The organism is Halorientalis persicus (genome assembly GCF_900110215.1).
GTDB lineage: Archaea > Halobacteriota > Halobacteria > Halobacteriales > Haloarculaceae > Halorientalis > Halorientalis persica.
The window spans coordinates 16060-36446 of record NZ_FOCX01000032.1; the positions used below are offsets into that span (position 1 = coordinate 16060).

At 66.3% G+C, this 20387-nt stretch carries 19 protein-coding genes; 12 read left to right on the forward strand and 7 right to left on the reverse strand.

The window, feature by feature from the left end:
* Positions 1–2 precede the first annotated feature (2 nt).
* The 3 genes from BMX17_RS21010 to BMX17_RS21020 form a co-directional block, all read right to left on the reverse strand.
* Positions 3–1679, reverse strand: coding sequence for a DUF7827 domain-containing protein (locus BMX17_RS21010; protein ID WP_092663765.1), 1677 nt, complete (start codon positions 1677–1679; stop codon positions 3–5).
* 124 nt (positions 1680–1803) lie between these two features.
* Positions 1804–3474 carry a hypothetical protein gene (locus tag BMX17_RS21015; protein ID WP_092663767.1) on the reverse strand — a complete coding sequence of 557 codons (1671 nt, stop codon included), beginning with the start codon at positions 3472–3474 and terminating at the stop codon, positions 1804–1806.
* A gap of 126 nt (positions 3475–3600) precedes the next feature.
* A complete protein-coding gene (locus BMX17_RS21020; RefSeq protein ID WP_092663769.1) occupies positions 3601–4791 on the reverse strand; it encodes an aspartate kinase in 1191 nt (396 codons plus the stop codon).
* A 156-nt stretch (positions 4792–4947) separates the two neighbouring features.
* Here BMX17_RS21020 and BMX17_RS21025 point away from each other — a divergent pair, with 156 nt between their 5' ends.
* Positions 4948–5331: a hypothetical protein gene (locus BMX17_RS21025; protein ID WP_092663771.1), complete on the forward strand. Its 384-nt coding sequence runs from the start codon at positions 4948–4950 to the stop codon at positions 5329–5331.
* A gap of 21 nt (positions 5332–5352) precedes the next feature.
* On the opposite strand, the gene BMX17_RS21030 is transcribed toward BMX17_RS21025, so the two are convergent.
* On the reverse strand, positions 5353–7098 hold the full coding sequence (locus BMX17_RS21030) for a DNA-directed DNA polymerase II small subunit (protein ID WP_092663773.1): 1746 nt from the start codon (positions 7096–7098) through the stop codon (positions 5353–5355).
* A gap of 106 nt (positions 7099–7204) precedes the next feature.
* On the opposite strand from BMX17_RS21030, the gene BMX17_RS21035 reads away from it, so the two are divergent.
* Positions 7205–7891 (forward strand): S26 family signal peptidase, encoded by a 687-nt coding sequence (locus BMX17_RS21035; protein ID WP_092663775.1) that lies wholly within the window; start codon positions 7205–7207, stop codon positions 7889–7891.
* 19 nt (positions 7892–7910) lie between these two features.
* Here the strand turns inward: BMX17_RS21035 and BMX17_RS21040 are convergent, their stop codons facing one another.
* On the reverse strand, positions 7911–9554 hold the full coding sequence (locus tag BMX17_RS21040) for a Cdc6/Cdc18 family protein (protein ID WP_092663777.1): 1644 nt from the start codon (positions 9552–9554) through the stop codon (positions 7911–7913).
* A 1458-nt stretch (positions 9555–11012) separates the two neighbouring features.
* Between BMX17_RS21040 and BMX17_RS21045 the strand changes: the two genes are divergently transcribed.
* The 5 genes from BMX17_RS21045 to BMX17_RS26430 all read left to right on the forward strand — a co-directional run bounded on the left by BMX17_RS21045 (position 11013) and on the right by BMX17_RS26430 (position 13404).
* The gene (locus BMX17_RS21045) at positions 11013–11642 is read left to right on the forward strand and encodes an Era-like GTP-binding protein (RefSeq protein ID WP_092663780.1); all 630 of its coding nucleotides are present in this window, start codon (positions 11013–11015) and stop codon (positions 11640–11642) included.
* Positions 11643–11648: 6 nt separating this feature from the next.
* Complete coding sequence (locus tag BMX17_RS21050) at positions 11649–12041, forward strand: DUF2073 domain-containing protein (protein WP_092663782.1); 393 nt, start codon at positions 11649–11651, stop codon at positions 12039–12041.
* The gene (locus tag BMX17_RS21055; protein WP_092663784.1) at positions 12041–12790 is read left to right on the forward strand and encodes an OapC/ArvC family zinc-ribbon domain-containing protein; all 750 of its coding nucleotides are present in this window, start codon (positions 12041–12043) and stop codon (positions 12788–12790) included. Before BMX17_RS21050 ends, BMX17_RS21055 begins: the two co-directional genes overlap by 1 nt.
* A 104-nt stretch (positions 12791–12894) precedes the next feature.
* The gene (locus BMX17_RS21060) at positions 12895–13137 is read left to right on the forward strand and encodes a hypothetical protein (RefSeq protein ID WP_092663786.1); all 243 of its coding nucleotides are present in this window, start codon (positions 12895–12897) and stop codon (positions 13135–13137) included.
* 108 nt (positions 13138–13245) lie between these two features.
* Positions 13246–13404 (forward strand): hypothetical protein, encoded by a 159-nt coding sequence (locus tag BMX17_RS26430; RefSeq protein WP_170845507.1) that lies wholly within the window; start codon positions 13246–13248, stop codon positions 13402–13404.
* 123 nt (positions 13405–13527) lie between these two features.
* Here the strand turns inward: BMX17_RS26430 and mdh are convergent, their stop codons facing one another.
* Positions 13528–14442, reverse strand: a complete 915-nt coding sequence (gene mdh, locus BMX17_RS21065) for a malate dehydrogenase (protein ID WP_092663788.1) — start codon at positions 14440–14442, stop codon at positions 13528–13530.
* Between the two features lie 142 nt (positions 14443–14584).
* On the opposite strand from mdh, the gene BMX17_RS21070 reads away from it, so the two are divergent.
* Positions 14585–15352 carry an Sjogren's syndrome/scleroderma autoantigen 1 family protein gene (locus BMX17_RS21070; RefSeq protein ID WP_092663791.1) on the forward strand — a complete coding sequence of 256 codons (768 nt, stop codon included), beginning with the start codon at positions 14585–14587 and terminating at the stop codon, positions 15350–15352.
* Between the two features lie 30 nt (positions 15353–15382).
* Here the strand turns inward: BMX17_RS21070 and BMX17_RS21075 are convergent, their stop codons facing one another.
* Positions 15383–17995 (reverse strand): DEAD/DEAH box helicase, encoded by a 2613-nt coding sequence (locus BMX17_RS21075; RefSeq protein WP_092663793.1) that lies wholly within the window; start codon positions 17993–17995, stop codon positions 15383–15385.
* Between the two features lie 145 nt (positions 17996–18140).
* On the opposite strand from BMX17_RS21075, the gene BMX17_RS21080 reads away from it, so the two are divergent.
* The 4 genes from BMX17_RS21080 to BMX17_RS21090 all read left to right on the forward strand — a co-directional run bounded on the left by BMX17_RS21080 (position 18141) and on the right by BMX17_RS21090 (position 20308).
* Positions 18141–18737: a PaaI family thioesterase gene (locus BMX17_RS21080; RefSeq protein ID WP_170845508.1), complete on the forward strand. Its 597-nt coding sequence runs from the start codon at positions 18141–18143 to the stop codon at positions 18735–18737.
* 88 nt (positions 18738–18825) lie between these two features.
* Complete coding sequence (locus tag BMX17_RS27375) at positions 18826–18954, forward strand: hypothetical protein (RefSeq protein ID WP_280141427.1); 129 nt, start codon at positions 18826–18828, stop codon at positions 18952–18954.
* A 6-nt stretch (positions 18955–18960) separates the two neighbouring features.
* The gene (locus BMX17_RS21085; protein ID WP_092663797.1) at positions 18961–19575 is read left to right on the forward strand and encodes a hypothetical protein; all 615 of its coding nucleotides are present in this window, start codon (positions 18961–18963) and stop codon (positions 19573–19575) included.
* Positions 19568–20308: a response regulator gene (locus tag BMX17_RS21090; RefSeq protein WP_092663799.1), complete on the forward strand. Its 741-nt coding sequence runs from the start codon at positions 19568–19570 to the stop codon at positions 20306–20308. The genes BMX17_RS21085 and BMX17_RS21090 overlap by 8 nt, the downstream gene beginning before the upstream one ends.
* Positions 20309–20387 lie beyond the last annotated feature (79 nt).

Here is a 20387-nt window from a genome sequence, read left to right on the forward strand (position 1 = left end):
GATCAATCGCGGTTCCGGCCCGCCGCGAGCCCGGACAGCGCCAGCACGGCGAAGAGGACGCCAGCGACGCCGAAGCCGGGACCGGTCACCGCCGTGGTCGCGTCGGGTGATTCTCCGGTCGAGTCGACAGTGGCCGAGGTGGGTGTCTCGACCGTGGCTCCACCGACCGTGGTCGAACCCGGTGTGTCGGGGGTCGGGGCCCGGTCCCGCTCGGTGGCCGTGTCGTCCGGTGTCGGTGCAACCGGCGTCTGTGGCGTCGACGGGAGAGCGAGCGTCGCGTTCACGCCGCGGAACGTCACCGGTTGCCGGCTGATCTCGCCGTTGATGGTGAGGTTCGCCTCGAACTCCTGTCCGCTCCCGACGGCCGTCCCGTTCCGAACGGTAAGTCGATCAGTCCGGAGGCCGACGTAGAGCGTTCGATTGTCGCGGTCCGGGGCGAACACCAGTCCGTCGTTCCGATAGGTCTCCCGCAGGTCGATCCGTGCCCCCGAATCGGCGGCGATGTCGAACGTGACCGGATTCCCGGGGACAGTCGAGAGTTCCCGGTCGGCGGCGATGTCGAAGAACGCCTGTGCGTACCGATCAGACCCATCGTACTGACTCACGGCGGCTTCGAGCGGACCGAAGACGCTGGCACTCTGGATCTCGTAGACCAGCGCCGAGCCGTTCGAGACGCTCTCGTTGTCGACGAGCGTGCCGTTCGCGATGGCCCGGCGGAGGTCACCTGCCGTCGCGTTCGCGAGCGTGTCCGCCGGCCCCATCCAGGACTCGAAGTCCGCGGCGGCAGTGTCGGTTATCGACAGCGGAGCCGTGGCGAGCGTGTAGTCGATCCGCTCACGGTCGACGGCCAGTTCGTACTCGCCGGTCGGGAGCGGGTCGTCGCCGCCCGGTACGTCGTCGAGCGCGATATCGCCGATCGAGTCCGCCGAGTCACGGACGGTCAGCCCCTGCCGAGTCCAGTACGAACGTCCGTGCCCGTCGTCGGGCGCGTCGCGACCGACGAGGTGGGTGTTCAGATCCAGAGTGACGATCCCGTCGTCGTTCCCGTCTACGATATCGGCCGAGAGGGAGAGATCGCTCCCGGTGATCGAGACTCGGGCCTCGTCGGTTTCGTCGAGCCAGATCGGGACCGTGACGACGCCCGATCGGCCGGACTCGTAGGACCCACCCCGGAGGAACTCCGCGCGGACGCACGAGACCTCGGCCTTAGTCACAGTGGCTGTCGCAGTCGCGTTCTCGCCGGCCTCGAAGACGAACTCGTAATCGCCGGTGTCGACGTTCGAGAAGTTCGCCGGGAGGGTAGCGTTGCGACTCCGGACCCGCAGCCGAACGGTCTCGTCGTCCACGCGCTCGACGGCCGAAATGTCTGGTTCCGCCGCGTCCAGCCCATCGTCGAAGATGTTGACGAGTTCTTCGGCGTCGAGTCCGTCGGCATGGAACGTCACGGCGTAGGCCTCGGCGTTCGCGGTCAGCGTGAGCGAGTTCCACTCGCCCTCGACATGGGGGTTGCACCCGTCTACGCTATCGTACTCGAAAGAAGCGTCCAGTTCGGTCACGTTCGATGCTCCATCGTCGTTGCCCGCCGTCTGGCCCGCGGCCGGTGCGATGGCGACCGTCACGCTCGCCAGCGCAAGCAGACAGAGGGTCAGGGCGGCAAGTCGCTGTCGTGTCGTCTTCATTCGTCTCCCCCACTTCTACTCGAAGTGAACTGACGCGAAAATATCCGTGCCGATACGAATGTCTTGTGGTATCATTTAGACTGACAGAAAGAATGACCGTTCGGGCGGCCGGCGACGAGGGGTCTCAGTCCCGGCGGCGGCCGACTGCGAGCGAACTCACGGCCAGCAGGGCGGCCACGACAGCGGCGACGCCGAAGCCGGGACCGGTGGCAGTCGTCGCGTCGGGTGACTGCTCGGTCGGATCGTCGGCAGGGGGTGCCGCGGTTTCGGGCGACGGGGTGTCACCTGCGTCCGGGGACGGACTGGTCCCCCGCTCCGGCGTGGCGGGCGGTTCCGGGGACGGTGGCGCCGGGGTCCCGGACTCGTCGTCCGCCCCGTCGGCGAACTGCACTGCCTCGCTGGCGGTCCGATCGTAGACGCCGACGCTGGCCGTGAACGTCTCGCCACTGCCCAGGGCCGTGCCGTTGGCGACGGCGAGCCGATCCGTCCGGACGCCGACGTACAGCGTGGCGTTGGCCCGGTCGGGCGCGACGACCAGCCCGCCGTCGCGGGACGTGTTCAGGAGGTCGACGCGTGCGTCCGACGGGCCGGCGATGTCGACGGTCACCACGTCACCGGGGATCGCGGAGTCGTTCCGGTCGGTGACGGTATCGAGGAAGGCTTGCGCGAAGCGGTCCTGGCTCTCGTCCCCGCTCGCCGCGGTCCAGAGCGGGCCGAACAGGCTCGCACTCTCGATTTCGTAGACCAGCGCCGAGCCGTTCGAGACGGCCTCGTCGGCGGCGAGCGTCCCGTCCGCGGCGGCGGTTCGCAGGCTGGCGGCCGTCGCGTTCGCGAGCGTGTCGGCGGGCCCGACGCGGGCATCGACGCCCGCGATCGAGGGGTCCGTGACCGTCAGCTCCGAGGTCGCGAGCGTCTCGTCGTCGGCGCTGATCGTCAGGTCGTACTCGCCGACGGGGAGGGGGTAGTCACCGCCCGGGGCTTCGTCGACGTCGACCGACTCGACGCGGTCCGCATCGTCGGTGACCCACAGGCCGCGCTCGGTCCAGTACGGGAGCGCGTGGTCGTCGAACGGCGCGTTGCGGGCCAGCAGGTGCGTGTTCGCCGCGAGCGTGACGCGGTCGTCGTCGTTCCCGTCCACGACGGTCGCGGTGATGTCCACGTCGTCGCCGTCGATGGTGACTGTCGCCGTATCGACGTGTTTGAGGCCGATGGGGAGCGTGACGACACCCGACTGCCCGGTCGTGAACGTCGCGCCCTCGCTGCCCCGATCGAGGAAGCCAGCGCCGACACACTCACAGCGGACGATCTCGGTCGTCGCGGTCGCGGTCGCGTTCCCCGCCTCGAACTCGAAGGCGTAGGGCTGGGTCACGGCGGTCGTGAAGTTCGCCAGGATCGTCGCGTTCCGGTCCAGCACGCGCATCCGAAACACGCCGCCCTCGGTCTCACCGAAGTCGGCGACGGCCGGGTCGTCGGTCGCCAGTTCGTCCGCGAACACGTCCGCGAGCGTGGAGGAATCGAGTGCTTCGCTCTGCACCGTCACGGTGTAGTTGGACCGGTTGGCGGTCAGCGTCAGTGGATTGTACGTCTCGGAGATCGTCACGTCGCTGGAGGGCCACGTCGAGGCCGCGAACGAGGCGTCCAGGGACAGTTCCCCGGTCGCGTTCGTCGCGTCGGTCGTGTTCGATACGCCGTCGTCGGTCTGTGCCGCGGCCGGTGCCGTGGCGACTACCGCGACGCTCGCGAGCGCGAGCGCACAGAGGGCCAGGGCGGCCGCGTGCTGTCGTGTCGTGGTCATCTGTTCGTCCCACCCGATTGCACGTTTCGTTCAGGGCGGATACCCGAGAAACTATCCAGCGGATACGAATGTCTTTTGGTGTCAATACGAGTGACAAACGACCGGACAGGAATTGTGACGGGCCGGTCAGTCGTCGAAGACGGTCTGGATGTGGGACAGCGCCGCTTCACCGTTCTCCCAGTCGACGAAGACGGCGACGGAGGTGGCGCTGGTGATCACGTCCTGCACGTTGATGTGCTCGTCCGCGAGGGGGGCGACGATCCGGTTGACGATGCCGGGTTCGGTCTGGAGTTCGCCGCCGGTGACCCGGATGACGGCGTAGGGGTCGTCGACGGTGACCGACGAGAGGGTGCCGGACTCGACGACCTCGTCGTGCAGCAGCGTCTCGGCTTCCTCGGCGTGTTCCTCGTCGATGTAGAACGTGATCGAGTCCATCCCCGAGGAGACGGCGTCGATGTTGATGCCGGCGTCGGACAGCGCCGTCGACAACTTCGAGAGGATGCCCGGTTCGTTCCGGACCGCGCGGCCGGCCACGGTCAGACAGGACAGTTTGTCCTCCTGCATATCGATGAGGTTCTCGAACTGTCCCTCGATGGAGGTCCCGCCGGTCATGATGTCGCCGTGCTGGTAGTGGACGACCCGGACGCTCATGTCCTCGCCCTTGTAGGTCAGGGCGCTCGGGGCGACGACCTCGGCACCGCGGAAAGAGAGGTTACGGAGTTCGTCGACGGTGATCTCGCCGACGTTGCGTGCGCCCTCGACGACGCGGGGATCGCCGGTCATGACGCCTTCCACGTCGGTGACGATGACGACCTCGTCGGCGTCCATGTACTTCCCGAGCATGACGGCGCTGGTATCGGAGCCACCGCGGCCCAGCGTCGTCACGTTGCCGGCGTGGTCCTCGGCGAGAAAGCCCGTGATTACGGGGACGACGTCGTCGTTGTGCATCTGCTCGGCCAGGGCCTTCGCGCGGCGGGTGGTCTCGGCCACGTCGACCTCACCGTGTTCGTCGGTGATGACCGGCCAGTCGTCACTGCCCGGTTCGAGGAAGACGGCGTTGACGCCCCGCGAGGAGAGCGCGCCCTTCAGCATTCGGACGGAGGTGCGCTCACCCATGCTGACGATTTCCGCTCGGTCGGCCTCGTCGGCCTCGTACTGGATCTCGTCGAGCAGGAAGTCCGTCGTCGACCCCATCGCGCTGGCGACGACGGCGACCTCGTGGCCGGCCTCGACCGCGGCCGTGATCGAGTCCGCGGCGCGGTTGACCCGGTCACCGTTCCCCAGACTCGTCCCGCCGAACTTCGCGACTACGCGCATACGATCACCGCCACTGGCGTGCGTGCGTTGCTCATAAGCAGGCGTTGACCAGCCCCCGGGATAACTGTGTTCATTAGCGACGAGGACGGGTCCAGCGCCCGGTTTCGACGCGCGGGGCGGAGCAACTATTTTCCCCCGAGAGCGCCATGCACGAACATGGACGTCCGTGACGCCGTGGAGGCCGACGCCGGCCGGCTGTCGGAACTGACCGACGCCCCGAGCGACGTGATGCGCAACCTCGTCCACGACCGGACGGTCCGGGTGGCCGAACGCGACGACGATATCGTCGGCTTCGTCAGCTACGATGCCCGCGCGAAGACCATCCACGTCACACAACTGGAGGGTGAACCCGCGGTCTGTGACCGCCTGCTCGAAGAGCCCGTCCGGTTCGCTCGTGGCGAGGGAATGTCCGTCGAGTTGCTCGTCCCCGAACCCGACGAGGTGGTCCAGTCCGCCGCCGCCGACGCCGGCTTCACTCGCGTCGGATCGGGCCCCCTCTTCGAGGGCACACCGACGGTCAAGTACCGACTGGACGGGTGACTGCGACCGGATCGGCCGTTCTCAGGCGAACTTCCGGATCGTCAGGTCGAGCGTATCGAGGTCGACGATGGGGGCCATCGCGGTGTCGGGGTCGATGTTGACGCTCTCCTGGAAGGCGGTCTGTTCCTGCCAGCAGCCCGAGTTGATCGTGAGGACGTTGTGGTACTTGCCGTAGCCGAACTTGTGGACGTGGCCGGCGTGGAACACGTCCGGCGTCTCCTCGATCACGAGATAATCCCGCTCCTCGGGAGCCAGCCGCGTGTGGCCGCCGAACTGGGGCGCGACGTGGCGTTTCTTCAGGAGCTGGTACATCGCCTTGTGCGGTTCGTCGTAGTTGGCCTTCTCGTCGGGCAACTCGGCGATCACCTCGTCCAGCGAGACGCCGTGGTACATCAGGACGGAGACGCCCTCGACGGTGACCGTCGAGGGGTTGGAGGTGATCCGGCAGTCGTGGGCCGACATGATGTCCCGGAGTTCCTCGTCGAATCCGGGTTGGGGCTCCGCGAGGCGGACGGCGTCGTGGTTGCCCGGAATCATGACGATCTCCATATCGCCCGGTACCTCCTTCAGAAACTCCGAGAACGCCCGGTACTGGTCGTAGATGTCCACGATGTCCAGTTCCTCGTCCTGATCGGGGTAGACGCCGACGCCCTCGACCATGTCGCCCGCGATCAGCAGGTACTCGACGGCGTCGGCCTCCTCGGTGTGGAGCCAGTCGGCGAAGCGCGACCAGGCGTCGGCCATGAACTCCTGACTGCCGACGTGCACGTCGCTGACGAGGGCTGCGCTGACCTCGCGGTCGGCCGTCGAGGGCTGGTGGGTCCGGGGGATCTCCGGGAAGTAGAGGTCGTCGACGAACAGGATGCCGTCGCCGTCGCTGTTGTCGTCCGAGAGGGTCCCCTCGACGGCGATCACCTCGTCGTGGAGCAACTCCTCGACCTGCTCGGCGGTGTCCCGGTCTTTCATCACGAGACAGGGGTAGACCCCGTTCGTGTCCTCGAGTTCGATCAGCCAGTGCCCGCTGGCCGTCGAGCGGATGTCCGAGACCATCCCCACGATGGCCGCCTCGCTTCCGCCGGCCATCGAGGAGAGCGTGTTCGTCGGACGATGGTTGATCCGACCGCGCAACTGCCGACTGAGCCGTTCGTAGCGGTCGCGAAACACGGCCACGAAGTCGCTGTACTCGCCGGTCCCCGTCGACTGGCCGGTCATGTCCCCCTCGATCTCGACGTCGTGCAGATCGGTGTCGATTGACCGCTCGCCGGTCGCCACCGGCTCGGTCGTCGTCCGGCGGTCGGTCCCCCCTGTGGCGTCCGTTGCCACTCCCGAGCCGCCCGGCGCGTCCGTGGCAGCCGCCGCGTCCGCAGACCCCTCCGTTTCAGGTGGAACGGCATCACCGGATTCGGTGGACGTGGTGGGGTCCGTTCCACTCGAAGCGGAGGGGTCCGTCTCCGTGGTGGCGGCGGTCGTCGCACCCGATCCGGCGGGGTTCCCGGAGCCTCCGTGGTCGGAGCCCGTCGTTTCGGTTGCGGAGTCGCCCGCGGTCGTCGCGGCGGTCGACGGCTCGGAGGGCTCGGACTCGGCCAGGGCCGATTCGACGTGGTCGGCCGAGAGCTTGATCGCGTCGTCGGGGGCGGCGTCCAGGGCGCGCTCGATCGCGCGGGCCGGGTCGTCGGCGTTCGCGAGCACGGTGACGGCCTCGCGGTCGGCGTTGTACCCGCGCTGGGCGAGTTCGTTGACGATGCGGGCGGGCGTCTCCAGCGGCACGGATCCACAGAACGGGTGGCGAAGCTAAAGCGTATCGGACCCGATACCCGCCGGCAATCATCGAGAGGCAGAAAGTTGAAGCGTGGTTCGGCACAACCGGGTAGCAATGACCGAGCGTAGCGACGAGGGGGGACAGCGGGGGCCGAATCCCCCGACCACTGACGAGCGCGCCGGGTCGTTCCTCGACGATTTCGCCACGAGCGTCCTGGCCGTCGTCGGTATCGGCGTCTTGCTGTTCGCAATCAGTGGCGTCTGGCCGCCCATGGTCGCCATCGAGAGCGGGAGTATGCAACCGAACATCGGCGTCGGGGACCTCGTGTTCGTGATGGAAGAAGACCGCTTCCCCAGCGATCGGGCCGTCGCGAGCACCGGCGTCGCCACCGTCTACAGCAGCAACGAGAGCGACTTCCGGAAGTTCGACCGTCCCGGGGACGTGATCGTCTACGAACCGAACGGAAACGACCGGCGGACACCAGTGATACACCGCGCCCAGTTCTACGTCGAGGAAGGCGAGAACTGGTACGACAGGGCCGACCCCGAACACCTGCCGAAGGACGTGGACTCGTGTGCCGACCTCAAGCACTGTCCCGCGGAACACGACGCGTTCATCACCCGTGGTGACAATCCCCGGTCGAACAAGCAGTACGATCAGGTGCAGGGCGTCTCCAGACCCGTCAGGCCCGAGTGGGTGATCGGCACCGCCGAATTCCGGATGCCCGGGCTGGGCTGGCTCCGCCTCAACTTCCAGACGGGTCCGGTCGGGACCACCGACGCCGTCACCGCGGCGACCTGAAAACTCGTTCTCTCGCCGCTCAGTTGTCGAAGCGGGCCTGCACGAACGGCTGGACATCCTCGATGTCGCCGAGGCGTGAGTCGCTGAGCAGGACCGCCTCGGTCTCGTCGATGGGTACCGAGAGGCTGATCTCCTTCGTGCGGCCGTAGCGGCCCTTGGAGACGACGACGGCGTTGACGATGCCCAGCATATCCAGTTCCGAAATGAGGTCGGTCACGCGGCGCTGGGTGAGCGTGTCGGCGTCGATCTCCTCACAGAGCCGCTTGTAGATGTTGTACACTTCGCCCGTGTTGATGTTGTGGACGCCGTTCTTTTCGAGCAGGATGATGGCGAACAGGACCAGTTTCGACTGCGTGGGCAGGGTACGGACGACCTCGACCACCCGGTCGAGTTCGATCTTCTCCTGGGCGCGCCGGACGTGGTCCTCCTCGACGCGTTCGGTCTGGCCGCGCTCGGCGAGTTCGCCCGCCGTCCGCAGGAGGTCGAGCGCGCGGCGTGCGTCCCCGTGTTCCTGTGCGGCGAAGGCCGCACACAGCGGGATCACGTCGTCCGACAGCGCACCCTCCTCGAAGGCGTCGTCGGCGCGGTGCTGGAGGATGTCCCGGAGCTGGTTGGCGTCGTACGGCGGGAAGACGATCTCCTCCTCGCCGAGACTCGACTTGACGCGGGGGTCGAGGAAGTCGGTGAACTTCAGGTCGTTGCTGATCCCCATGATCGACACCCGCGAGTTGTCGAGTTCGGAGTTCATCCGCGAGAGGTTATAGAGCGTGTCGTCGCCGCTCTTCTCGACGAGTTTGTCGATCTCGTCGAGCATGATGACGACCACGCGCTCGTGGTAGTCGACGGCCTCGAAGAAGCTGTTGTACACGCGGTCGGTCGGCCACCCGGTCATGGGGACCTCCTCGAACTCCGCGCGGTCGTCGTCCAGGTCCTCGATCAGGGCGTCCAGTTCGTCGAGCGTGTCGACTGCGTCGATACCGGACCCCGACCCCACCGATACCCCGGTTTCGAGTGCGCTCCCGTCAGTCGATTCGAGCACGGAGGGGTTGTCTTCGGCCCGTTCGCGGAGCCCTTCCAGTTCGGCGATACGGTCGTCGATCACCTCGCGGTTCTTGTCGATGAACTTGTTGGCCAGCTGTGCGAGGACCCGGTACTGAGTGTCGGTGACCTCACAGTTGATGTACTGGACCTCACAGGGGACTTCGTACTTCTGTGAGGTGGTTTCGAGTTCCTCGCTGACGAACTTCGCGCTCGCGGTCTTGCCGGTCCCGGTCTTCCCGTAGATGAGGATGTTCGAGGGCGTATCGCCCCGGAGCGCGGAGACGAGGATCGTCGCCATGTTGTTGATCTGTTCCTGTCGGTGGGGAAGCTCCCGCGGCGTGTACGACGGGCGCAACACTTCCTTGTTCTCGAAGATCGGTGCGCCGCTGAGCAGGTCGTCGAACAGCCCACGCGAGGCCTCGTCGAGGTCCTCGTCCTCGTCGACATCGTCGAGCACCACATCGTCCAGCGACGAGTCGGCGTCGGCCGCCTCGACGTCGACACTGGGTCGGCTCTCGCCGCCCGTGTCGTCGAGCGGTGCCTGCTCACCGGACGCGTCTCGCCCGTCTGGCTTCCCCGCTCCCGTGTCCGGTCCGTCGGATTCGTTCCCGCTTCCTGTCATAAACGTACCCCTCTGTTTCGGGTGGAGAGAGACACCTTGCGTCCCAGAAACAGCCCATGAGTCGACGAAGATCCGTTCTCCGCGGAAATCGGGCGCTTCGGGGACGTCCAGTTGAACCACAAGAACCCGTGGTTGACGACCTATTAAATATTTCGATCGTTGAGGGCTCGGGCGGTCACAGTATGGGTCTATTGCGGACGGTATCAGACCGGATAGTCGCCGGTCTCGACGCCTGGCGAGAGCGACACGAGTGTGACGAGTCGGGAAACACCCCGGTTTCGGGTGAAGCGGAGTGAACCAGCCCTGCCGTGGTCGGGATCGGTAGCCGAAACGTGACGGTGGCCAGGCTGAGTGAACGTCTCCGACCGATCCCGGCCCAGCCGTGGCGGCGTTATTGATTGTGGGCGCGCGTTAGGCCGATCGAGAACGTTCCATGCCATGTGTGTTCATTCCATGTCATGTGTGTACAAACGGTAGAACACGTATGGCCGGAGCGATGGGATCGGGGGTCGACGCGGTCCGGACACGAAGGGAAGGGGTTCGGGGGCGAGGGAGTGGGACGGTTCGACGGGAAACGTCCGGGCTGGGATAGTCAAGTGAGTGATTCGCACCGGGACGCTGGTTGGAGACGAACCACGACTGGGGAGTGGACCGAACTGCATCGCGATCGAAAACCGACGGAGAAAGTGAGAGGGCAAGAGGGGTTCGACAGGAAAGGATGGGGTGGGTGGGAACCCCCCCACCCCTTCGTTTCGGGTGGAACGGCGCGGGAAGGGGTGGGGGGACCCCCCTGTCTAGAGAGGGAAACGGTTAAGTTACCACTACAAAAACCAAACCCGTAGAACTTCGAAACACCTGTTCTTCTAGTGGAGCTAGTATGTTGTGTGGCTAGTCCTAGGGAAAACCGCTAGACTAGCGGAAACCAGGACTAGAGGCGCGCTCCCGTGTGGTACCCTGCGTTCCCGACTGCGATCCGGTTCTCACCCCCGCCCCGTCGTTCCTGACGTTCCACCTGAAACGAAGGGGTGGGGGGCTGCCGTTCCGGCCGGTCCCGTCCGGTTTCCCGCTCGAATCGTGGTGTCGACTACCGTGTGGATCCCTCTCATCGACACCACCGCCCATCGTTTCGGGTCCATCCAGTCGGCCCTGTCTGTGCCGCGCTTTTCGTCCCGGCTGTTCCCCGCTGCCATCCGACCGACCCGTCACTCCGGGTGTCTACTCCGATCGGTCCCTGTCCCACTCCCTCTGCTCCGTTACGGGCATCCTCCTGCGTCCATCCCGTCTTCTCTCGGCCGTCCCCGTCCCGTCTCCCTGTTTCGTCCGGATACGCTCGCACGGACCGAAAACCGTTCCACCGGATACTATCGGAATATTTATGTATGTCTGACGTACACTTAAGTAAATTCGGTCGGGAAGTACCCGCAGAAGCTCTCTCACGGAGAGAGCGGGAGGCCCAGGATGGGACTGATCACGGACATCCGAGACAGTATTTCGTCGTTGTTCTCGGCGCAGGACCCGAAGCGAATCGGTATCTACGGTCCACCAAACGCCGGGAAGACGACGCTGGCGAACCGCATCGCTCGCGACTGGACAGGTGACGCTATCGGCCCGGAGAGTCACATTCCACACGAAACACGCCGCGCACGCAGGAAGGAGAACGTCGAGATCGAGCGCAACGGCAAGTCGGTCACCATCGACGTGGTCGACACGCCCGGTGTGACGACGAAGGTCGACTACACCGAGTTCCTCGAACACGACATGGAGAAAGACGACGCCGTCCGGCGCTCCCGAGAGGCTACCGAGGGCGTCGCCGAGGCCATGCACTGGCTCCGCGAGGACGTCGACGGCGTTCTCTACGTGCTGGACTCGACGGAAGACCCGTTCACGCAGGTGAACACCATGCTCGTTGGCATCATCGAGAGTCAGGACCTCCCCGTCCTGATCCTCGCGAACAAGACCGACCTCGAGGACTCGAACGTCCGTCGCATCGAGAACGCCTTCCCACAGCACGAGACGCTGCCGCTGTCGGCGCTGGAGGGCGACAACATGGACGAGGTCTACGACAAGATCGCGGAGTACTTCGGGTGATAACGGATGCCTGAAGTCAAAAAAGCCGGCGACGGCGACGACGGCGTACAGATCGACCTCATCAGCGGCGAGCGCATGGAGAACATGACCTCGATGGAGAAGATCCGGATGATCCTCGACGGCGTCCACGAGGGGAACATCGTCATCCTCGAGGAGGGACTCTCGCCCGACGAGGAGTCACGGCTCATCGAGGTCACGATGACCGAGATCAGTCCCGACGAGTTCAACGGGATCGAGATCGAGACCTATCCCCAGTCCGGGAGCACGGACTCGGGCCTGCTCAATCGCCTGATGGGCAACAACGAGACGAAGAAGCTGACCGTTATCGGGCCGGCCAACCAGATCGAGACGCTCCACAAGGACGAGACGCTGATCAGCGCCCTGGTCTCACGGAAATAATGCCCCACCAGTGTACGAACTGTGGCCAGGTGTTCGACGACGGCTCCAAGGAGATGCTGTCGGGCTGTCCCGACTGTGGCGGGAACAAGTTCCAGTTCCACGCCTCGACCGAGGACGTGCCCGCGGAACCGGAGCCGTCCGCCGAGCCACCGGACCCACCGACACCCGATAGCTCCGTGGCCCGCACCGTCGGGAACGCGGCCGCGACCGTCCGCGACCTGGTCGGCAGTTCGGGGTCACAGTCCGCAGGCGCGCCCGACGACGATCCGTCGAGCCGGGACCCTGCCCCGGCCGACTCCATCCCGTCGGAGCCGGCTCCGGCGCCGGACCGAACGCCGGCCGACGCCCCTGCGTCCCGGGAGGACGCGGCACAGGCCGACGCCCGGAGCGAAGTCGTCAACCCCGACGAGATCCCTGCGGGCAGTGACTCGCCCACGGGCACCGAGACACCTGCGACCGACGACACGACAGCGACCGAGAACGTCGAATCCGACGCGACCGGTCCGAGCGCCACGCCCGACCCGGCCGGCGATGCCGGCGGTCGCGTCGCCAGCGAACCCAGCGAGGACCGCCCGGACCTCAGCGAACTCCGGGAGGAACTCAACGACCAGTTCGAGAGCATCAAGGTCCTCAGCCCCGGCCAGTACGAACTCAACCTGATGGAGCTGTACGACCGCGAGGAGTACATCATCGCCCTGCAGGAAGACGGGCGGTACACGATCCAGGTGCCCGAGAACTGGCACGATTGAGCTCCCGCCTCTCGACGCGCTCGCCGTCTCCAGACCACCAGCCCGACCTCGCCGCCGGCCGGACCGTGGCTTTTTGACGCTTCCGACGGCAGCTCACGTCGTCGATGGACAGTTCCGACGACCTCGGTCAGTTCACTACCGTCCTTCTGGGGGTCGTGATACTCTTTCTCCCGGCGCTTTTCATCGGCTTTGCCCTCGCGTTCCTCCAGTTCACCGAGGCGGTACTGCTGACCGAACTCTCCACGCTCGAACTCGTCGAACTGTACCTCATCGAACTGGTCCTGTTCGGCGTCGCCATCTACCTGCTGTACCGACTGGCCGCGAGGCTCGGCGGTGTCGGCGAGTGACCGAGACACCGTAACCCGATTCGGCTCGGTCCGGTCCGAGTTCCTCGATTCGTCCGGGAGCGCCGCAACGGTTATACAAATGGCCGAGTATTGACTCCCCTGAGGACCATGCCACACAGCGACCACTCCCACATCGACGAGTGGGCCGCGCTCGTGGGAGAAGATGTCGGGGACTCGGCTATCGACGAACTCGTCCGTGCGGGCGGTGACGAGGAGTCAGTGGAGATGCGGTATCGCGACGACGCGGGCGTCGGGACCGACTACTGATCGGGAAGTAATAGACACGACGAGCGGGCAGCGGACGGTTCGTCGAAGTCACGACTGGCGACCGGAGTCGAAAGAAATCGAGTTCGAGGGAACCGGGGCCGCTGTTTCCCCGGTGCCGGCGGATCAGGCGATCTTCTCGTACTGCTCGGAGAGCTTGTCGGCGGCCTCGTCGAGCAGTTCCTCCTCGTGGGCGGTCAGGTCCCAGTCGACGACCTCCTCGACGCCGTTCGCGCCGAGCTTGCAGGGCACGCCGAAGGCGGTGTCCTCGTAGCCGTACTCGCCGTCGAGCTTGATCGAGGCGGGCAGGACCTCGCCGGTGTCGTGAAGGATGGCCTCGACCATGTGTGCGACGCCGGTGGCGGGACCCCACTCGGTCGCGCCCTTGCGCTCGATGACGTCCATGGCGCTCTCCTGGAGCTCTTCGAGGATCTGTTCCTGTTCGTCCTCGCTGAACTCGGGGTCGGTGCCGTTGACACGGACCTTCGAGAACACGGGGACCTGCGCGTCGCCGTGTTCGCCGAGGATCGTGGCCTCGACGTTCCCGACGGGTTCGTCGAAGCGCTCCGAGAGGACGTAGCGGAACCGGGCGGAGTCGAGTCGACCGCCGAAGCCGATCACCTGATGGCGGTCGCGGTCGCCGACCTCGTACTGGTGGCGGTTCAGCAGGTCGACGGGGTTCGAGGTGGTGATCGAGACGAAGTCCTCGGAGTGGTCCTCGAGCTGGCTGATGATATCGTCCATGATCGGGGCGTTGTCGTCGGCCAGATCGATCCGGGTCTGGCCCGGCGAGCGTGGCAGGCCCGCCGTGATGACGACCACGTCGGAGCCGGCAGTGTCCTCGTAGGTCCCCTGCCGGATCGCCGTGTTGGAGTCGTAGGCCACCCCGTGGTTCGTGTCCGCTGCCTGCCCGATGGTGACGTCCTCCTGGTCCGGGATGTCGACGTAGACGAGTTCGTCCGCGATGTCGCGCAGGGCGATGTTGTACCCCGCTGCGGCACCGACCGTACCCGCCGCGCCCACTATGCTAACTTTCGTCATATCGGCTTGAAATCCCAGCCCCGGCGAATTAAACTCTTCTTTTTGGTCCGCGCGTCACTGCCGACGTGTCGTCGCGGCGTCCGGCTCCACTTCTCAGCTACGCCCCGCAAGCCATTTTCGGCCCGACCGTCTCTACCCGTGTATGAGCGACTTCGACAAGGAAGCCGAACGCGAGAAGTTGCGCGAGAAGTACGGGCGCGACGAGGACGATCGCGAAGCGACCGAGCGCATGAGCGACCTCCTCCTGAAGGGCGCGACGATGACCAACGCCCACTGTGGCACCTGTGGCGACCCCATCTTCCGCTACGAGGGCCAGGAGTTCTGTTCGACCTGCCAGGAGGTCGTCAGCGAGGCCGACGACCAGCAGGGTGACGCCGAGCAGCCAGCCGACGCCGACCAACCCGCGGACACCCCAGCCGCCGATACGCAGTCCGCCGACGGTGCGACCGCCGACACGGCCGGTGGCGAAACCGAGCCCGCCAGCACGCCCGAGCCAGACACCACGAGCGACGCCGAGACGCCCCGAGCATCCGGAAACGGGCGAGTCGACGCCGGTGGCACCGCCACTGCGGGGGCGGCCGACGGACACGCCGACGCCGGACCCGCTCCGTCGACCACGGACACCTCCCCGGCGGACTGGACCACGAGCATCGACCCGTCGGTCGCGGACGCAGTCGAAACGGAGGGCCAGTCCGCGAACACCGCACAGGCCACTGCGCCGGACCCGACGCCGTCCGGCGGAGGTGGGTCGAGCGCGCTCGCGGGCGCACGCGACTCACTCGAAGGGACCATCGTCCGGCTGACCCGACAGGCCGAGGCCAGCGACGACCTCGAACGGACGCGCGCCTATCTCGCGGCCGTCGAGGAGGCCGCCGACGCGCTCGCGGCCGTCAAACGAGCGGATCGGTAGGCATCGTCCCCGGGCGGTCCAGGTGGCCGCCTACCCCTCGTAGTCGCTCCCGACGATCTCCCGGATGCGCTCGGCGGTCACCGCACCGACGCCCTCGACTTCTTGGAGGTCGTCCTCGTTCGCGGTCATGACTGCCTCGACGGTCCCGAAGTGAGCCAGCAGCGACCGCGCGGTGACCGGGCCGACCTCCGCGATAGCGGCGACGACGTACTCCTGTTGTTCGGCCAGCGTCTTGGACTGTTTCTCGCCGTGGACGCTCACCTCCCGATCCTCCTGCTCTTGCTCCCGGGTGGCGATCACTTCCATGAGGTCGGCGGTGTCGTCCTCGTCGTCGGTCCGGAGGACGCTCGCGCCGAAGTCCACGACGAGCGAGGACAGCGCCCCGCGGACGGCGTTGGGGTGGACGTTGCGCTCGCCGTAGAGGTCCGAACCCTCGACGATCACGACCGGACGGGCGTAGTGGCGGGTGGCGTCGCCGACCTGCTCGAACATCGAGCGGTCCCCGCCGGTGAGCGTGTCCAGAAAGTCACCCACCGTTTTCCGCTCGACCACGACCCGATCCGAGAGAACGTAGTCGCCGACCGCCAGCGTCTCCAGGCGCGTCTCGATCCCGTCGCGGGTCGAGAGGTCCCGCGCGATGGTCGAGTCCAGTTCCCGCTGGTCGGCCACGATCTCGACCGCCTCGCCGTCGGGTTCGGCCTCGGCGACGACGCCCTCGTCGGCGTCGCCGCCACTGTCACCGCCCGCCGACCCCTCCGTTTCGTCTCCGCCGGCCGACGCTTCGGCGTCGCCACTCCCGTCGGACCCCCCCGTTTCGTCTCCGCCGGCCGACGCTTCGGCGTCGCCACTCCCGTCGGACCCCCCCGTTTCGTCTCCGCCGGCCGACCGGTTCGTCCCGTCGGCGGCGAAGGCCGAGAGCCCGGACTGGCCCGCCGTCTGTGCCGCTGTCGCCCGATCACTCCCCTCGCCGCGCTCCGTTTCAACTGCGGTGTCACCGTCTTCGTTCGACCCCTCGGTTTCGTCTCCACCGGCGGACGTGTCGGTCTCGCTACCGGCGTCGGCGTAGTCGTCGAGTTTCGTCCCGTGGAGTTCGGACTCGATCTCCCCGGCGACGGACTTGAGATCGCGCAACTCCTGTTCCATGCGCTTCTCGTCGTTCCGGGACTTCCAGAAGTAGGCCTCGTCGCGGGTGTCCTCGGCCAGCAGGACGATCACGCGCCCCTCGGTCTGGCGACCGGTCCGGCCCTTCCGCTGGATCGAGCGGATCGCGGTTGGGACGGGTTCGTAGAACAGTACGAGGTCGACCTCGGGCACGTCCAGCCCCTCCTCGGCGACCGAGGTCGAGACCAGCACCTCGAACTCGCCGGCCCGGAACGCGTCCAGGGTCTCCTGCTGTTCGGTCTGAGTCATCCCGTCGCTGCCCTCGGTGTCGCTTTGCCCGACGAACTTTCGGGTCTCGAAGTGGTCGCCGAGGAACTCGACGAGCGTCTCGGCGGTGTCCCGCGATTCGGTGAAGACGATGACGCGCTCGCCGTCGTTGAGCCCGAGGGTCTCGGCCAGCAGGATGCGGGCCTGCCTGAACTTCGGGTGGAGGTCGTCGTAGTCCTCGGCCCGGCGCATCGCCTCGCGGACTTTCGGGTCCGAGACCAGCCGCTGGTCGGCCTTGGAGGCCCCGGAGGCGCGGGCGGCCTGTTTCAGCCGCTCGAAATATCTGCGGAGCGACTCCACGCTCTGGGTTTCGACGTAGTTGACCGCGGTGTTGAGCTTCCGGATCTCGGCGTGGAGGCTCATCCCCTCGTACCCCTCTGACTGGTCGTTGTTCATCAGCTCCCGGAGTTTCGACTGGATGCGGACGAGTTCCTTCTCCGAGAGGTCCGGGCTGGTCTTGTTGGTCACCCCGAGCTCTTTGAGCTTCCCCAGCCGGTCCGAGATCACGTCGTTGAGCGCGTCCCGAATCTCGATCACTGCCTCGGGCAACTCGACGCGTTTCCAGGTGAGGTCGGTCTCGTGGGTGTACTCGGCCACGTCCGCGTCGTCCTCTGTCATCACCTCGACCTCCCGGAGCCCGAGGTTCTCACAGACCTGCAGGATCGCCTCCTCGTCGCCGCCGGGGGAGGCACTCATCGCCGTCACCAGCGGGTCGTCGGCGTCGGCGTGGTAGCGCTCGGCGATGTAGTTGTAGGCGTAGTCGCCGCTGGCGCGGTGACACTCGTCGAAGGTCAGATGGGTCACGTCGGCAAGGGAGATGCGGTTGCCCACGAGGTCGTTCTCGACGACCTGCGGGGTGGCGATGACGATGCGGGCGTCGTCCCAGAGGTCGGATCGGTCGTCGGGCCTGACCTCGCCGGTGAAGACGACGATCTCCTCGTCGGGAATCTCCAGGGCTTCGCGGTAGAACTCGGCGTGCTGGGTCACGAGGGGTTTGGTCGGCGCGAGAAAGAGCGCCGTCCCGCCGACCTCGTGGAGGCGGTCGGCGGTGACCAGCAGGCTCACCGTGGTCTTGCCCAGACCCGTCGGGAGACAGACCAGGGTATGGTCCGCGACGGCGGCCTCGGCGAGTTCGACCTGGTACTGCCGGTCTTCCAGCAACCCCTCGGTCAACAGGGGGTGCTCGACGTGTCCGACCTCGTCGGTCGCTGCCATTACCCGGGATACCCACTACCGCCGGTTAAGCGTTCGCGTACCGGGGCGGAAGTGAAGCGCACTCGGATGGCAGCGGTCGACCGTCATGCTGCCCTGTGCGCCCACGAACACACAGCTTAGCACCCCCCGGTGTGAACCGGACGATATGACGGACGAACGAGAGACGACGGTGACACTGCCTGCGGACGTGTACGAGCGACTGGGCGGCGACGAGGAGGCCGTGGCCGAGACCCTGGAGACGCTGGCGGCCGATCACGCCGAGTTACAGCGATCGATCGCGCAGTTCACCGACGAGGGCGGCGAGCCACCGAAGGGCGAGGGACAGGCCGCGACGATGGCGGCACTGGCCGACTTCGGCCCGCCGATCGGACAACTGCTGGGCTTCGAACTCGAAGATGCCGAGCCGGGACGGGCGGTGCTGAGCCTCCAGCCCGGGCCGGAACACGCCAATCCGATGGGGACGCTCCACGGCGGCGTCCTCTGTGATCTGGGTGACGCCGCGATGGGCTATGCCTACGGGAGCGCACTCGGCCCCGAGGAGTCGTTCACGACGCTGGAACTCGACGTGAAGTTCCTGCGGCCGGTGTGGGACCAGCGCCTGACCGCGGAGGCGACGATCACCCACGACGGCCGGACGGTCGGGCTGGTCGAGTGTGACGTGACCGGACCCGACGGCGAGTTGATCGCCCGCCTGGAGAGCGTTTGTATGACGCTCCGTGGCGACGACGCCGACGGCCGGTAGCCTGCCGGCCCGACGGACAGTTCGGCGAATCGAATTTCGAAACACGCCGAGATATTAATGGTTGGAGCGACGAGACAATCGTACACGAATGTCCGGAAATCGGGAGCGACGGTCGAATCTGTCGGGCTCTCGGCCGGCCGCGCTGTCGGTCATCGTCTCGACGCGACAGCGCCACGCCGTCGCGGCCCGTCACGGACGGTGGGGGAATCCGGAGTGAGAACCGATGCGTGATCCCGAGACCCGGGACTGGACCGAGCAGGAGACGGCCCAGCACATGGCCGAACAGATCTGTCTGGGGTTTCAGGCCCACGACCGGAAACGGCGCGACGAGGCCATCGAGGCGTTCGGGACCGTCGACGCGCTCCAGTTTCAACACGTCGACCCCGAGACCGCCACACACGCGGCGACGGCCTACGTCGACGCGCTGTGGGCCAAAGACGACGTGGAGGTCGATCACATGGCCGACGGCGAGATCGACGACGACGACCTCGCGGCTGCCGACTGGGAGCCCGTCCGCGAGAAGTTCCGCGAACGGGCCTCTATCGTCGGTATGGATCCTCGCTACGCCGAACTGTCGACGACGGCCTGGCGCAATCACAAGACCGGCCGGGACTACTGGACGCCGATCCAGCGGGCCCAGGTGATCGAACTCCGCGCGGCGATGCACGACGAGGAGTACCCGCAAAAGCCCCGATACGGCCAGTCCGGGTTCGGACCGGAAGCGGCCCGGTACGCACTGGCGGTCGAACTACACGATATGCACACGGATCGGCACTGGCAGCAGGCGATGGACGTGATGGTGCCGTACTTCGAGGCGATACTGGAGGCGCATGACTGAGGATCCCTCGACCGGGCTCTCACCCGGGCCACTGGCCGACGCCGCGATCACCACCGACGGGACCGACGAGGGGAGCCACGGCCAGGTCTCGATCCTCCACGTCGACGACGACCCCGATATGCTGTCGCTGTCGAAGACGATGCTCGAACGCCGGGACATCGACGTGACCACCCGGACCAGCGCCGAGGCGGGCCTGGAGTACCTCCAGGAGGCCGACGTGAGCTGTATCGTCAGCGACTACGAGATGCCCCGGACCGACGGCCTGGAGTTTCTTGAGGCCGTCCGCAAGGAGTACCCCGATCTCCCGTTCATCCTCTTTACCGGCAAGGGCGGCGAGGAGATCGCGAGCAAGGCGATCTCGGCCGGCGTCACCGACTACCTCCAGAAGGAACCCGACGAGGGGCAGTACACGGTGCTGGCAAACCGGATCGTCAACCTCGTCGACCAGTACCGCGCGAAACAGGCCGTCGAGCAGACTCAGAAGCGGTTCAGCAAACTCATCGAACACTCGACGGACGTCATCTCGATCATCAGCCCCGACGCCCGCTTCGAGTACCTCTCGCCGTCGGCGGAACACATCCTCGGCTACGAACCGGCCGAGATGGTCGGCGAGTACATCTTCGACTACGCCCACCCCGAGGACCGCGACGAGGCCATGGAGAAGTTCTTCGAGACGGTCAAAGACCCCGACAAACAGCCGACCGTCGAGTTCCGGTTCAAACGGCTCAATTGAATCCGGCGAATTTCGGCGTTTCAGCGTTCAATTGCCTGCTCCACGTTGTAAACGCCGGCTATGAGCGTTATTTCCCGGA